9 protein-coding genes are annotated in these 12,699 nt (G+C 74.6%); 5 read left to right on the forward strand and 4 right to left on the reverse strand.

Translation table 11 applies throughout. From position 1 onward, the window contains the following. Nucleotides 1-4 precede the first annotated feature (4 nt). Both ND486_RS17465 and ND486_RS17470 read right to left on the reverse strand, forming a co-directional pair. Entirely contained in the window at nucleotides 5-2,968 is a 2,964-nt protein-coding gene (locus tag ND486_RS17465; protein ID WP_251785175.1) for an FAD-binding and (Fe-S)-binding domain-containing protein, read from the reverse strand. Between the two features lie 44 nt (nucleotides 2,969-3,012). After that, nucleotides 3,013-4,179 carry an alanine--glyoxylate aminotransferase family protein gene (locus ND486_RS17470; protein ID WP_100880556.1) on the reverse strand — a complete coding sequence of 389 codons (1,167 nt, stop codon included), beginning with the start codon at nucleotides 4,177-4,179 and terminating at the stop codon, nucleotides 3,013-3,015. Nucleotides 4,180-4,458: 279 nt separating this feature from the next. On the opposite strand from ND486_RS17470, the gene ND486_RS17475 reads away from it, so the two are divergent. Together ND486_RS17475 and ND486_RS29820 are read left to right on the forward strand one after the other, a co-directional pair. Then, nucleotides 4,459-5,856, forward strand: coding sequence for an SLC13 family permease (locus tag ND486_RS17475; protein ID WP_251785176.1), 1,398 nt, complete (start codon nucleotides 4,459-4,461; stop codon nucleotides 5,854-5,856). Nucleotides 5,857-5,860: 4 nt separating this feature from the next. Continuing rightward, nucleotides 5,861-6,619, forward strand: coding sequence for an IclR family transcriptional regulator (locus ND486_RS29820; protein ID WP_251785177.1), 759 nt, complete (start codon nucleotides 5,861-5,863; stop codon nucleotides 6,617-6,619). 14 nt (nucleotides 6,620-6,633) lie between these two features. On the opposite strand, the gene ND486_RS17485 is transcribed toward ND486_RS29820, so the two are convergent. Continuing rightward, nucleotides 6,634-7,362 carry a GntR family transcriptional regulator gene (locus tag ND486_RS17485; RefSeq protein ID WP_374231427.1) on the reverse strand — a complete coding sequence of 243 codons (729 nt, stop codon included), beginning with the start codon at nucleotides 7,360-7,362 and terminating at the stop codon, nucleotides 6,634-6,636. Nucleotides 7,363-7,433: 71 nt separating this feature from the next. Between ND486_RS17485 and ND486_RS17490 the strand changes: the two genes are divergently transcribed. Then, nucleotides 7,434-8,603: a CaiB/BaiF CoA-transferase family protein gene (locus tag ND486_RS17490; protein WP_251785178.1), complete on the forward strand. Its 1,170-nt coding sequence runs from the start codon at nucleotides 7,434-7,436 to the stop codon at nucleotides 8,601-8,603. Further along, complete coding sequence (locus ND486_RS17495) at nucleotides 8,600-9,358, forward strand: enoyl-CoA hydratase (protein WP_251785179.1); 759 nt, start codon at nucleotides 8,600-8,602, stop codon at nucleotides 9,356-9,358. The genes ND486_RS17490 and ND486_RS17495 overlap by 4 nt, the downstream gene beginning before the upstream one ends. A 78-nt stretch (nucleotides 9,359-9,436) precedes the next feature. On the opposite strand, the gene ND486_RS17500 is transcribed toward ND486_RS17495, so the two are convergent. After that, nucleotides 9,437-10,804 carry a glycosyltransferase gene (locus tag ND486_RS17500; protein WP_251785180.1) on the reverse strand — a complete coding sequence of 456 codons (1,368 nt, stop codon included), beginning with the start codon at nucleotides 10,802-10,804 and terminating at the stop codon, nucleotides 9,437-9,439. Between the two features lie 755 nt (nucleotides 10,805-11,559). Between ND486_RS17500 and ND486_RS17505 the strand changes: the two genes are divergently transcribed. Continuing rightward, nucleotides 11,560-12,684 carry a C40 family peptidase gene (locus tag ND486_RS17505; protein ID WP_251785181.1) on the forward strand — a complete coding sequence of 375 codons (1,125 nt, stop codon included), beginning with the start codon at nucleotides 11,560-11,562 and terminating at the stop codon, nucleotides 12,682-12,684. Nucleotides 12,685-12,699 lie beyond the last annotated feature (15 nt).

Raw genomic sequence — 12,699 nt, forward strand, 5'->3', positions numbered from 1 at the left:
CCGCTCACACCGTCCCGGCCGGGCCGAGTGCCTCGCGCACCAGCTCCAGCGGGTGCCAGGCGGTGCGCCCGGCGCCGTGGAAGATCTGCTGGCGGCAGGAGACGCCGGTCGCGGCGACCAGGGTGTCGGCGGGCTCGGCGTCGATCGCCGGGAGCAGCCGGTCCCGGCCGACCTCCATCGAGGTCGCGTAGTGCTCGGCCTCGAAGCCGAACGAGCCCGCCATCCCGCAGCAGCCGGAGTCGATCTCGGAGACCTCCAGCCCGGGGATGCGGCGCAGCAGCGCGAGCGTCGCCGCGGTCCCGACCTCGGCCTTCTGGTGGCAGTGCCCGTGGTAGACCACGCGCCGCCCGCTCAGCGCCGACCGCTCCGGCAGGACCAGGCGGCCGTCGTCGAGGGCCTCGACGAGCAGCTCCTCGACCTGGCGGACCCGCTCGCCCACCGACCGGGCCTCGGCGCTGTCCGGGAGCAGGGCGAGGGTCTCGTCGCGCAGGGTGAACACGCACGACGGCTCGCAGCCGACGATCGGCGCGTCGGCCGGGGTGTCCCGGGCGAGCGAGGTGACCAGGCCGGTCGCCTTGCGACGGGCGTCGTCGAGCAGCCCCTTGGACAGACTGGACCGGCCGCAGCAGCCGCCGCCGGCCAGCTCGACCCGCCACCCGGCACGCTCCAGCAGACCGATCGCGGCCCGCCCGATGTGCGGCTCGGTGAAGGTGGTGAACGAGTCGGCCAGCCACACGACGGTCCCGGCCGGTGCGGCGGCCCGCGCGGGGTCACGGCGCCGGAACCACCGCACCAGGTTGTCCCGGTCGAAGCGCGGCAGCGGGCGGCGCGCGGTGATCCCGAGGGTCCGCTCGGCGAGCCGGCGCAGCACCCCGACCCGGCCGGGCAGGTTGGACAGCGGCGCGGTCGCCGACCCGAGCCGGTTCAGCGTGCGGATCGCGCCGAACAGCCGCGAGCGCAGCGGCGTGCCGTGCACCGCGTGCTGCTGGTGGAGCGCCTCGGCCTTGAGCGAGGCCATGTCCACGCCCATCGGGCACTCGCTCTTGCAGGCCTTGCACATCAGGCACAGGTCGAGGATCTCGTGCAGCCGACCGTCGGCGAGTCCGGCGGCCGGGTCCGGCTCGGACAGCGCCTTGACCAGCGCGTTCGCCCGGCCGCGCGTGGAGTGCTCCTCCTCGAGGGTGACCTGGTAGGACGGGCACATCACCCCGGCCGTGGTCTTGCGGCACAGGCCGATGTTCATGCAGCGGTCGGCGGCGTCGCGCATCCCGGTGGCGCCGGGGCCACCGATCACCTCGAACGACAGCGCCGTGGTCAGCCGCGGGGCGGGCGGCAGCGCGTCGCGGTCGCGCAGGTTCTCGGTCATCGACGGGGCGTCGACGATCTTGCCGGGGTTCATGACGTTCCCCGGGTCGAACAGGGCCTTCACCCGGCGCATCGCCTCGTACAGCTCGTCGCCGAAGATCTCGCGGTTGAACTCCGAGCGCGCCAGCCCGTCGCCGTGCTCGGAGGAGTTCACGCCGCCGTACTCGGCGACCAGGTCCTTGATCCGCTCCGCGACCCGGCGCATCGTGGCGACCTGGGCCGGGTCGGTGAGGTCGACGAACGGGCGGATGTGCAGGCAGCCGACCGAGCAGTGCCCGTAGAACCCCGCCTCGAGGCGGTTCTCGTCGAGGATCTGCTTGAACCGCGCGGTGTACTCGGCCAGGTGCTCGGGGGCCACCGCAGTGTCCTCGACGAAGGCCAGCGGACGCCGGGTGCCCTCCCCCGCCGCCATGAGCAGCCCGAGGCTGGACTTGCGGACCTTGAGCAGCGCGGCCTGCTCGGCGGGGGTGACCAGCTCCAGGGTGTGGTAGCCGTGGCCGTGGCGCTCCCAGAGCGCCGCCAGCGCGCGCAGCTTCGTGACCAGCCCGGCCTCGTCGTCGCCGGAGAACGAGACGAACAGCAGCGCGGCCGGGTCGCCGACGAGGTGGTTGCCCAGATCGGCGTACTCGATCTTGCGGCGGGACAGGTCGAGGATGGTCCTGTCCATCATCTCGACCTGGTGCGGATCGCAGCTGAGCGCGTCGGTGGTGGCGGAGACGGCGCCGTGCACGGTGTCGAAGTGGCCGACGGCGTAGACCGTCCGCGCGGGCTTGGGCACCAGGTCGACGACGGCGCGGGTCGCCAGCACCAGCGTGCCCTCGGCGCCGACGACGAACTTCGCCAGGTCGAACGTCCCGGACTCCGCGAAGCCCGCGAGCCGGTCCAGCCGGTAGCCGCAGGCCCGGCGCCAGAACAGCGGCATGCCCGCGGCGATCGCGTCCTCGTTCTCGGTGACCAGCGCGGGGAGCTCGCGGTAGAGGGCACCCTCCAGGGTGTCCGCCGCGGCGCGACGGCGGCGCTCGTCGGCGTCGACGGGTTCCAGCCGGGCGGTGGAGCCGTCGGACAGCACGACGTCGAGCGCGCGGACGTGGTCGATCGTCATCCCGAAGGTCAGCGACCCGCTGCCCGCGGAGTTGTTGCCGATCATCCCGCCGATCGTGGCCCGGTTGCTCGTGGAGGTGTCCGGGCCGAACATGAGCCCGTGCGCGGCCGCGGCCCGGTTGAGCTGGTCCTGCACCACCCCCGCCTCGACGACGGCGGTGCGCGCCACCGGGTCGAGCTCGACGATCCGGTTGAGGTGCCGGGACAGGTCGAGCACGAGCCCCGGTCCGACGGTCTGGCCGGCCAGGCTGGTGCCGGCACCGCGCGGGACGACCGGCACGCCGAATTCGGCCGCGGTGCGCACGGCCGCGGCGACGTCGTCGTGGGTACGGGGGAAGACCACTCCGAGCGGGGTGATCGCGTACATGCTCGCGTCGCGGGAGAACAGGTGGCGGCTGTAGTCGTCGAAGGCGACCTCGCCGGTCACCCGGGACCGGAGCGTCTCCTCCAGACCCGGGACGGCGGTGGTGGCGGTGGCGGGACGGGTCAGCTCGGCGGTCATGGGGTGGCGTCCTCTCGCGACGGTGCGGGGGCGGTCGGGGCGGGTCAGTCGGTCTGCAGCCGCTCCAGCGCCGCGTCGAGGCCGGAGCCCGCGACCGGCACCCCGGCGAGACCGAGGCCCATCTGGACACCGGCGAGGGTCCCGGCCAGCGTGAGGTCGTTGAACGCACCGAGGTGGCCGATCCGGAAGATGCGCCCGGCGAGGCGGCCGAGACCGGCGCCCAGCGACATGTCGAAGCGGTCGAGGATCACCGCGCGGACCTTGTCGGCGTCGACGTCGTCGGGGACGAGCACGGCGGTGAGCGCGCTGGAGTACTCGCGCTCGTCGAGGGCCAGCACCTCCAGGCCCCACGCCCGCACCGCGGCCCGGGTGGCCTCGGCGTGGCGGGTGTGGCGGGCGAAGACGTTCTCCAGGCCCTCGTCGTGGAGCAGGCGCAGCGCCTCCTTCAGCCCGTACATGAGGTTGGTGTTCGGGGTGTAGGGGAAGAAGCCGCGCTCGTTGGCCGCGAGCATCGGGCCCCAGTCCCAGAAGGTGCGCGGCATCGTCGCGGTGCGGGAGCGCTCCAGGGCCTTGGCGCTGATCGCGTTGAAGCTCATCCCCGGCGGCAGCATCAGCCCCTTCTGCGAGCCGGCGACGGTCACGTCGACGCCCCACTCGTCGTGCCGGTAGTCCATCGAGCCGAGCGAGGAGATGGTGTCGACCAGCAGCAGGGCGGGGTGGTCGGCGGCGTCCATCGCGGCGCGGATCTCGGCGACCCGGCTGGTGACACCGGTCGAGGTCTCGTTGTGCACCACGCAGACGGCGGCGATCCGGCGACCGGTGTCGGCGGCGAGCCGCTCGGCGACGACGGCGGGGTCCGCCCCGTGCCGCCAGTCGCCGGGCACGAGGTCCACCCGGAGCCCGAGCCGGCCCGCCATCTCCTGCCACAGCGTGGCGAAGTGCCCGGTCTCGAAGCACAGCACCGTCTCCCCCGGGTTCAGGGTGTTGACCAGGGCCGCCTCCCACGCCCCGGTGCCGGTGGCCGGGTACATCACGACCGGGCCGGTGGTGCCGAAGACCGGGCGGACGTCGCGCAGCAGCTCCGTCCCCAGCGCCTGGAAGTCCGGGCCGCGGTGGTCGATCGTCGCGGCCGACATCGCGCGCAGCACCGAGTCCGGCACGTTCGTCGGGCCGGGGATCTGCAGGAAGTGCCGACCGGCTGCGTACGTCATGAGGTCCTCCACGCTCGGTGACCGATGGTTCCGGATGACGGAATCCGGGTCTCGCGCTGATGACGGTATACCGTCTACAGTCTGCCGTCGAGAGGGTGCAGCAGGGCCGCCACGCGCCTCGGCGGGCGGCATCGACGCCGCTTGACGGGCGTGTGTGATCCTGCTGATACTCGGGATATCGAATTCGTTTTCCGCATTGCGGAAAATGCGGCCCGGCGACGTCGCACGGACCGCGTCATCAGTTCCTGTCTGCGTCAGTGCCGACCCCAGAGGAAAACGATGTCCATCGAACTCATCACCATCGTGGCACTCGCCCTGGTGTTCCTGATAGCGACGATCCTCCCGGTCCACATGGGCGCGCTGGCCTTCGTCGCCGCGTTCGTCGTCGGCACGGCGTTCGTCGGGGAGGACACCGACGACATCGTCGGCGGGTTCCCCGGCGACCTGTTCGTGATCCTCGTCGGCGTGACCCTGCTGTTCGCCATCGCCAAGGGCAACGGGACGGTGGATCGCCTGGTCCAGCTGGCCGTTCGGGCCGTCGGCGGCCGGATCGCCCTGATCCCGTGGGTCATGTTCGGCGTCACCGCGGTCCTGACCGCGGTCGGCGCCGTCGTCCCCGCCGCGGTCGCCATCATCGCGCCGATCGGCATGGGATTCGCCCAGCGCTACAAGATCAACCCGATGCTGATGGGCCTTCTCATCATCAACGGGGCGAGCGCCGGCGGCTTCTCACCGATCAGCATCTTCGGCAGCATCGTGAACGGTGTCGTCGCCCGCAACAACCTGCCGAGCAATCCGGGACTGCTGTTCGTCTCGTCGTTCGTGTTCAATCTCGTGCTCAGCATCGTCGTGTTCCTGATGTTCGGCGGGCGGGAACTGCTCCGCCGTTCCCGGGATGCCGCGGGATCCTCGGGCGCCGGCGGCGACCGGGTCGCCGTGGCCGCCGAGCCGGGCACCTCGCTCGCACTGGGCGGCGGGGCCGTGCCGCACGGCCGGTCACGGACAGTCACCGGCGGGTCCGGGTCGGGTGGGTCCGGGGGCGCCGGGCCGGTCGGCCCGGACGACGAGCCGCACCGCCCGCTCGAACGCGACCACGTGTTCACGATCCTGGGCCTGGTCGCCCTGGCCGTCGGCGCACTCGCGTTCGGCCTCGACGTCGGCTTCACCGCGCTCACCGTGGCCGCGGTCCTCTCGGTCATCTCGCCGTCGTCGGCCAAGGCGGCCGTCGGGCAGGTCGCGTGGCCGACGGTGCTGCTGATCTGCGGGATCGTGACCTTCGTGTCGCTGATGGAGCGGGTCGGCACCATCGACTGGCTCGGCAACCTCGTGACGACGATCGGGTCCCCGCTGCTGGCCGCGATCATCATCTGCCTGATCGGCGCGATCGTGTCCGCGTTCGCCTCGACCACCGGCATCCTCGGCGCCCTGATCCCGCTGGCCGTGCCGTTCCTGCTCGCCGGCGAGGTGGGCGCGGTCGGCCTGATCATCGCGCTGTCGCTGTCGTCGTCGGTGGTGGACTCCTCGCCGTTCTCCACCAGCGGGGCGCTCGTCGTCGCGAACGCGCCGGCCGACCGGACCGACCAGGTCTTCCGCGGGCTCATGATCTGGGGCTTCAGCATGTGCGCGGTGGCGCCGCTGCTGAGCTGGCTGATCTTCGTCGTCCCCGGCTGGGGCTGATCCGGTGCCGGGAACGGGAGCAGGCCCGGGCGGTGGCGTCCAGTCCGTCGTCCGGGCCTTCCGGATCCTCGACGTGCTGGCCGAGGCGGACGGGGAGCTGTCGATCAGCGAGCTCGCCGTGGCCGTCGACCTGCCGCAGCCCACGATCCACCGGATCGTCGCGACCCTGCGCGAGCTCGGCCACGCCCACCAGGTCACCAACCGCCGCTACACCCTCGGACCCCGGCTGATCGGGCTCGGGGACCGGGCGTCGCGGGTGCTGGGGGTGCGCGCCGGGGACGACCTGCGCGCGGTGGCGGAGCGGTTCGGCGAGACCGCCAACATGGCCGTGCTCGACGGGGAGCGCGCCGTCTACACCGCGCAGGTGCCCGGGCCGCACTCGATGCGCACGTTCACCGAGGTCGGGCGACGGGTGCCGCTGCACAGCACCGGCGTCGGGAAGGCGCTGCTCGCCCAGCTGCCCGCACCCGTGGCACGGCGGCTGCTGGGCTCCACCGGGCTGCCCGCGGCGACCGACCACACCGTCGTCGACCCCGACCGGCTGCTCGACGAGCTCGACCGCATCCGCCGGGCCGGGTTCGCCGTGGACGCCGAGGAGCAGGAGGTCGGCGTGTTCTGCGTGGCCGTCCCGCTCGCCGGGGTGTCCAGCCCGGCAGCGCTGTCGGTGTCCGGCCCGATCCACCGCTTCGGGCACGACCGCGTCCCCGAGGCGGCCGCCCTGCTGCGAGCCGCCGCCGAGGGCATCGGCGGGACGCTCGCGTGAGCGCCGACCGGAGCTCAGGCCCCGCGTCGGCGGGCGAGCCACTCCTCGGACTCCGGCGTACCGCCGTCGAGCCGGTCGACGAGGTCGAGCAGGAACGAGGTGTGGCCGTGCTCGGTCAGGGCCCGCTGCGCGACCTCCGGGTCCCCCGCCTCGACCACGGCGAGCAGCTCACGGTGCCGCTCGACGTTCTCCAGCAGCGACTCGCGACGGGCGGTGCGGTTCATCGCCATGCACAGCTGCATCTGGAACGACAGCGCCCGGTAGGCCTCGGTCAGCCGCGAGTGCCCGGCCAGTGCGACCAGCGACAGGTGGAACTCGACCTTGTGGTGCAGGAACCGGCTCTCGTCGCCGGCCCGGCCGACCTCCTCGAACGCCGCCAGGGCCGCCCGGCAGCGCTCCAGCCGCTCGGGCACGCGTACCGGCACACCGAGGCGGACGGCGAGCGCCTCCAGGTCCTCGCGCAGGGTCACGATCTCGTAGACGTCGTGCCGGGTCAGCGTGCGCACGGTCGCGCCGCGCCGCGGGTGCGCGACGACCAGGCCCTCGTGGGTCAGCGTCTGCAGCGCCTCACGCAGCGGCGGGCGGGAGACCCCGAGCCGCTCGGTCAGGCGCGCCTCGACCAGCCGCTCCCCCAGCGCGAGCTCGCCGGAGAAGATCATCGCGCGCAGGGCGTCGGTCGCCAGCTCCGCCATGGACGGCGGCGCGACGATCCGGCCACCGGTACCCGTGTGCACCGCCGTCACCGCACCCACCTCTCCCGCGTTCCCGTATACCGTATATCAAGGCCGACGCCGACGACCCCGGAGGGCTGCCGATGCAGACCGACCCACCGCTGACCGGAGTGCTCGTGCTGGAGGTGGGGGCCTTCATGGCCGCGCCGTTCGCGACGATGCAGCTCGCCGACCTCGGAGCCCGGGTGGTCAAGGTCGAGCCACCGGGCACCGGCGACCCGACCCGGTCCGCGGGCCCGTTCCTCGACGGCGAGAGCTCCCCGTTCCTGCGGCTCAACCGCAACAAGGAGTCCGTCGTCCTCGACCTCAAGGACGAGCGGGGCCGCGCCGCGTTCCTGGCGCTGGTCGACCGCGCCGACGTGGTCGTGGAGAACCTCCGTCCGGGCGCGATGGACCGGCTCGGGCTCGGCTACGCAGACCTGGCCGAGCGCCGTCCGGAGCTGGTGTACGCCTCGGCGTCGGGCTGGGGTGTCGACGATGCGGCCGCGACGCGGCCGGGGCTCGACATCATGGCGCAGGCCGCGAGCGGGCTGATGAGCGTGACCGGGGAGCCCGACGGCGACCCGGTCAAGGTGGGCGTGCCGGTCTGCGACCTGGTGACCGCGCTCTACGTGGCGCTCGCGGTGACCGCGGCGCTGCGCGAGCGGGACCGCTCCGGGACCGGTCAGCACATCGACGTCTCACTGCTGGAGTCGGGTGTCTCGCTCGCGGTGTGGGAGGCCGGCATGTACCTCGGCGACGGGGAGGTGCCCACGCGGCAGGGCTCGGCCCACCAGCGCTACGCCCCCTACCAGGCCGTCCGCACCCGCGACGGGCACGTGACGGTCGGCGCGAACACCACCCGGCTCTGGACGTCGCTGTGCGCGGCGCTCGGGCTGGAACGCCTCGAGCGCGACCCGCGCTTCGCCGACCCCGGCTCGCGGCTGGCGAACCGGGTGGCGCTGATCGACTGCATCGAGACGGTCACGAGCACCCGGTCGTCGTCCGACGTGCTCGCCGCGCTCGACGCGGCCGGGGTCCCCTGCGCGTCCATCGCCGGCTACGACGAGGTCTTCACCGATCCGCTGCTCACCGGCCGGGACTTCTTCTGGGACGCCCCGCACCCGACCCTGCCCGCGGTCCGCCAGCTGGGGTCGCCGATGCGCTTCTCCCGCACCCCCGCGCGGCGGGGCACCGCCGGGCCCCCGCTCGGGGCGGCGACCGACGACGTCCTCGCCGAGCTGTCCGACCCCGCCCGCGGGGGCCACGCGTGAGCCCGGAGGTGACCGCGGAGCTCGCGGCCGGGGTGCTCACCGTGACCTTCCGCCGTCCCGAGCGGCGCAACGCACTGACCTGGGACATGTACGAGGGGCTGGTGGCGGCGTGCGAGCGGGCCGATGCCGACCCGGAGGTCCGGGCGCTCGTCGTGCGCGGCGAGGGCGGCCGGGCCTTCGCCGCGGGCACCGACATCGGCCAGTTCCGCGCGTTCGCCTCGGGCGCCGACGGGGTGGCCTACGAGCGCCGGGTCACCGCCGTGCTCGACCGGGTCCGCGCCGTCGGCGTGCCCACCGTGGCCGCGGTCGCCGGGTACTGCGTCGGCGGCGGGCTGGGCATCGCCTGCGCGGCCGACCTGCGCATCGCGACGCCCGGGTCCCGGTTCGGCGTGCCGATCGCCCGCACGCTGGGCAACTGCCTGTCCGCGCGGACCCTGGACCTGATGGTCGAGGCCCTGGGCCGACCGCTGACGGCGGACCTGCTGCTCACCGCGCGGATGCTGGAGACAGCGGAGGCCGCGCGGGTGCCGGGGTTCCTGCACGCCGTCGTCGACGACCTCGACGCGGGACTGGACGCGCTCACCGGGCGGCTCACCACCGGCGCACCGCTGACGATCTGGGCGACCAAACGGCTGCTGGACGACCGGTCCGCCGACGACACCGCGGTGGTCGACCGGGTCTACGGATCGACCGACTTCCACACGACGGTCGCCGGGTTCGGGCAGGGCGGCACCCCGAGCTGGACCGGGACCTGATCCCGGGCTCCGGCCCGCCACCGGGCGCCGACCCCGGGGCCGGCGCCCGGTGGCGGGCCCGCCGGGCCCGGACCGCGGTCAGCGCCGCCGCAGCGGCCGGGCCGGGCCGGTCAGCGGCGGGGTCGTCCCGCCCTCGGCCTGCACCTGACGGCGCGCCTGGAGGTAGAGCGCCGGACCGGACACCAGCCCGCGCAGCTTGCGGGCGCCCGCGCCGCCCGGCAGCGCGGCGACGTCCTGCGGCGCCGGGCGCTCCTCGGTCGCGATCGGGACCGGCCCCGGGGTCGGGCCGGGCGCGCCGACCGCGGCGGGCGCGGGCTCCTGCCGGGCCCGCGCGACCGTCGCCGGCGTCGAGGACTCGCGGCGCACGATGTCACGCAGGCGCCCGACCGCGGCCGGGAACCGGCGCACCGCGAGCCGGCGCGCCCGCGGGTCCAGCGCGACCTTGCCCAGGAACGCGCCCAGACCCAGCGCGTAGCCGCCCATCTGCTCGCGCAGCTCCCCCGGCGACGGCCGGTGGTGGTGCCACACCCACGCCGAGGGCAGGTAGGCCAGGGTGCCGCCGTCGAGCACGATCCGGACCAGCAGCTCGATGTCCTCACCGCCCCGGGTGGGCCGGCCCGGTCCCAGCGCCTCGTCGAACCCGCCGAGCGCACGGACCGGCTCGGCGCGCACCGCCAGGTTGGCGCCGATCCCGAACAGGCCCGGTGAGAACGGGAACACCGGGGAGTCCGCGGGCGGGTCGTCGAGCCGGAACCGGCGCGGCAGGAAGCCCTTGTTCCAGGCCAGCGCGACGTCGGCGGCCCGCTCCTCGGGGGTCTCCAGCCGCGCGGCGAGCACCGGCCCGCTCAGCGCGGTGAGCCCCGGGTCCTCGGCGAAGGACCCGGCGATCCGCGACGCCCACCGCGGGTCGGGCTCGGTGTCGTCGTCGGTGAACGCGACGACCGCGGTGCGGGCCTCGGCGAGGCCGCGGTTGCGCCCGACCGAGACACCGCGGCGCGGCTCGCGGACGTAGCGGACCCGCGGGTCCGCGCAGTCACGGACGACCTCGCGGGTGCGCTCGTCGGGCGGATCGTTGTCGACGACGAGCACGGTCACGTCCGGGTGGTCGCCTGCCAGCACCGCGGCCAGGCAGCGGCGCACGCTCTCCGGCCGCCCCCGCGTCGCGACCACGACGGTGAGCGGCTCGGCCGACACCGCAGGCTCCCCCGGCGGCTCACGCCCGGCGACGGCCGCGGCGGCCCGGGCCAGGTCGGCGGCGCGCGCCCGGCCCTCGTGCAGCGGGACGTCGGCCTGCCCGACGGGTACGCCGCCGTCGGTCACCAGCAGCCGGGCCGAACCGAACCGCGGCGGGACGACGAGGTCACCGGCCCCACGACCCGTGCCGTGCACGGCACGGTGGTGGGCGAGCTCGCCCACCCAGACGGGGCCGCCTGCTCGGTCCGGCACTGCTGCGACCTCCCGGGTCGTGGGTCCTCGTCGGTGGGTCCGTGTCGGTGGTCCGGCCCCGGGACCCGTCCGCTGGCGGACGTGACCCCGTGTGCCTACGTCGCGGACCGCCGCCCGGTTCACCGTGTGCGGCCGACGTCACGTTGCGCCGCACCGGGATCCCGCCCCGGGCACCGGACCACGGCGTCGAGCCGGCCGGTGCGCGCCGCACCGGTCACGGCCGGCACGCGCCCCGATCGTCGCAGAGCACCCGGCACCCGCGCTCACCAGGCACGGGACGCCTCCCGCGTGCTGCTCCGTCCGCCACGGTCCGGACCGCCTCCCGGCGCAGTCACCGGACGGGGTGCCGCCCGGGCGCCGCCGGCGGGCGTGCCGGGTTCGTGACGAGCTGGTCCGTCCGGGGCTTTTCCCGGTCACGGTGCGCACCGCGACACCGGCCCGGACGCACCGTTCGGCGCAGCACACCGACCGTACGACCCGAACGGCGCACCGCACCCACCGTTGGACGTGGGTCCGGTGCGTGGGTCGCTCCGGACCGGCCGTTCGCCGCACACCCGGCGAGCCCGGTCGGTGTGCGTGTCACGGAGCGGTTACGGTCCCTCCTGGCTGGTCGACGAGATGTCGGCTGGTGCGCCTGGTCGGTCCCCCGCTCCCCGCTGGCCGACACTCCCCCTGGCGCCCACCCAGCACGCAGCGGGCGGAGCCGTGTCCGGTCACGAGGACCGGGGCGGATCCGGGGTGGCGAGGACCCCCGAATGACCACTGCACTCACCCCGGACCTCCATACATCCGAGAGCGACGTCCCCCGGCGTCGCCGGGACCGCGACGCCGGTGCGGGCATCTCCGCCGCCGATCTGCTCGCGCGGTACTCCGAGGCCGGTTTCGACACCCCCGCGCCCGGCAGCCGCCGAGCCCGCCGTTCCGAGGCCCCCGGCCCGGACCTGGAGCGCATCGACACCCCCGCGACCGGCCTCCCCGCCGCGTCCGGCGTCGACACCGTCATCACCCGCGACGTGCCGGACACCCCCGCCGGCGTCACCTCGCGGACCGCCATCGGCCTGCTCCGCGGCACCTCGGACACCGGGCCGCTCGGGCGTCACCCGCGCGCGGTCGTCGCGACCATGTCGGCCACCCTGGTCGGCGCCACCGCGGTCATGGGCGTCGTGTCGACGCTCAGCTCGCCGGAGCAGTCCCCCGAGACCTCCGCGGACATGGACCTCACCGGCGCGGCCAACGAGGCCACGATGAAGCTGTCGGTCCCGGCCGCGGGCTCCGAGCACGGCGGCACCGGCACCAGCGACGCCGCGTCCACCCTGACCAGCGGTTTCGAGCACGTCACCGCGTCGGTCCCGCAGGCGTTCGAGAAGGCCGACGCGGCCCGCATCGCCGCTGTCGCCCAGAAGGAGGCCGCCGCGAAGGCGGCCGAGGCCCGTGCGAAGGCCGCCGAGGCGGCCGCCCGCAACGGCGGCGGCGGTGACGACGACGGTGACGGCGGCGGCCTCGGCGACATCGTCGGCGGTCTGACCGGTTCCTCGGACGGCGCCCAGGCGCTCGCCCAGGCCAAGCAGCAGCTCGGCAAGCCCTACAAGTGGGGCGCCACCGGCCCGAGCGCGTTCGACTGCTCCGGTCTGATGGTCTGGGCGTTCGAGCAGATCGGCGTCGACCTGCCGCGCACCTCCAGCGCGCAGTCGCAGATGGACGGCACCCCGGTCTCCAAGAGCCAGCTCAAGCCCGGCGACCTGGTGTTCTTCTACTCCCCGGTGAGCCACGTCGGCATCTACGCCGGCAACGGCAAGGTGCTCCACGCCTCCACCAGCGGCGAGCCGGTCAAGTACTCCGACATCGACGCGATGCCGTTCCACAACGCGGTCCGGGTCTGACCGACCGCGTCACCG

The organism is Pseudonocardia sp. DR1-2, from assembly GCF_023717215.1.
GTDB classification, from domain to species: Bacteria; Actinomycetota; Actinomycetes; order Mycobacteriales; family Pseudonocardiaceae; genus Pseudonocardia; species Pseudonocardia alni.

Excerpts from the sequence above, each read along its gene's own strand:
- ND486_RS17465 (WP_251785175.1), bottom strand. The coding sequence starts at position 2,968 with ATGACCGCCGAGCTGACCCGTCCCGCCACCGCCACCACCGCCGTCCCG.
- ND486_RS17470 (WP_100880556.1), bottom strand. The coding sequence starts at position 4,179 with ATGACGTACGCAGCCGGTCGGCACTTCCTGCAGATCCCCGGCCCGACG.
- ND486_RS17475 (WP_251785176.1), top strand. The coding sequence starts at position 4,459 with ATGTCCATCGAACTCATCACCATCGTGGCACTCGCCCTGGTGTTCCTG.
- ND486_RS17490 (WP_251785178.1), top strand. The coding sequence starts at position 7,434 with ATGCAGACCGACCCACCGCTGACCGGAGTGCTCGTGCTGGAGGTGGGG.
- ND486_RS17505 (WP_251785181.1), top strand. The coding sequence starts at position 11,560 with ATGACCACTGCACTCACCCCGGACCTCCATACATCCGAGAGCGACGTC.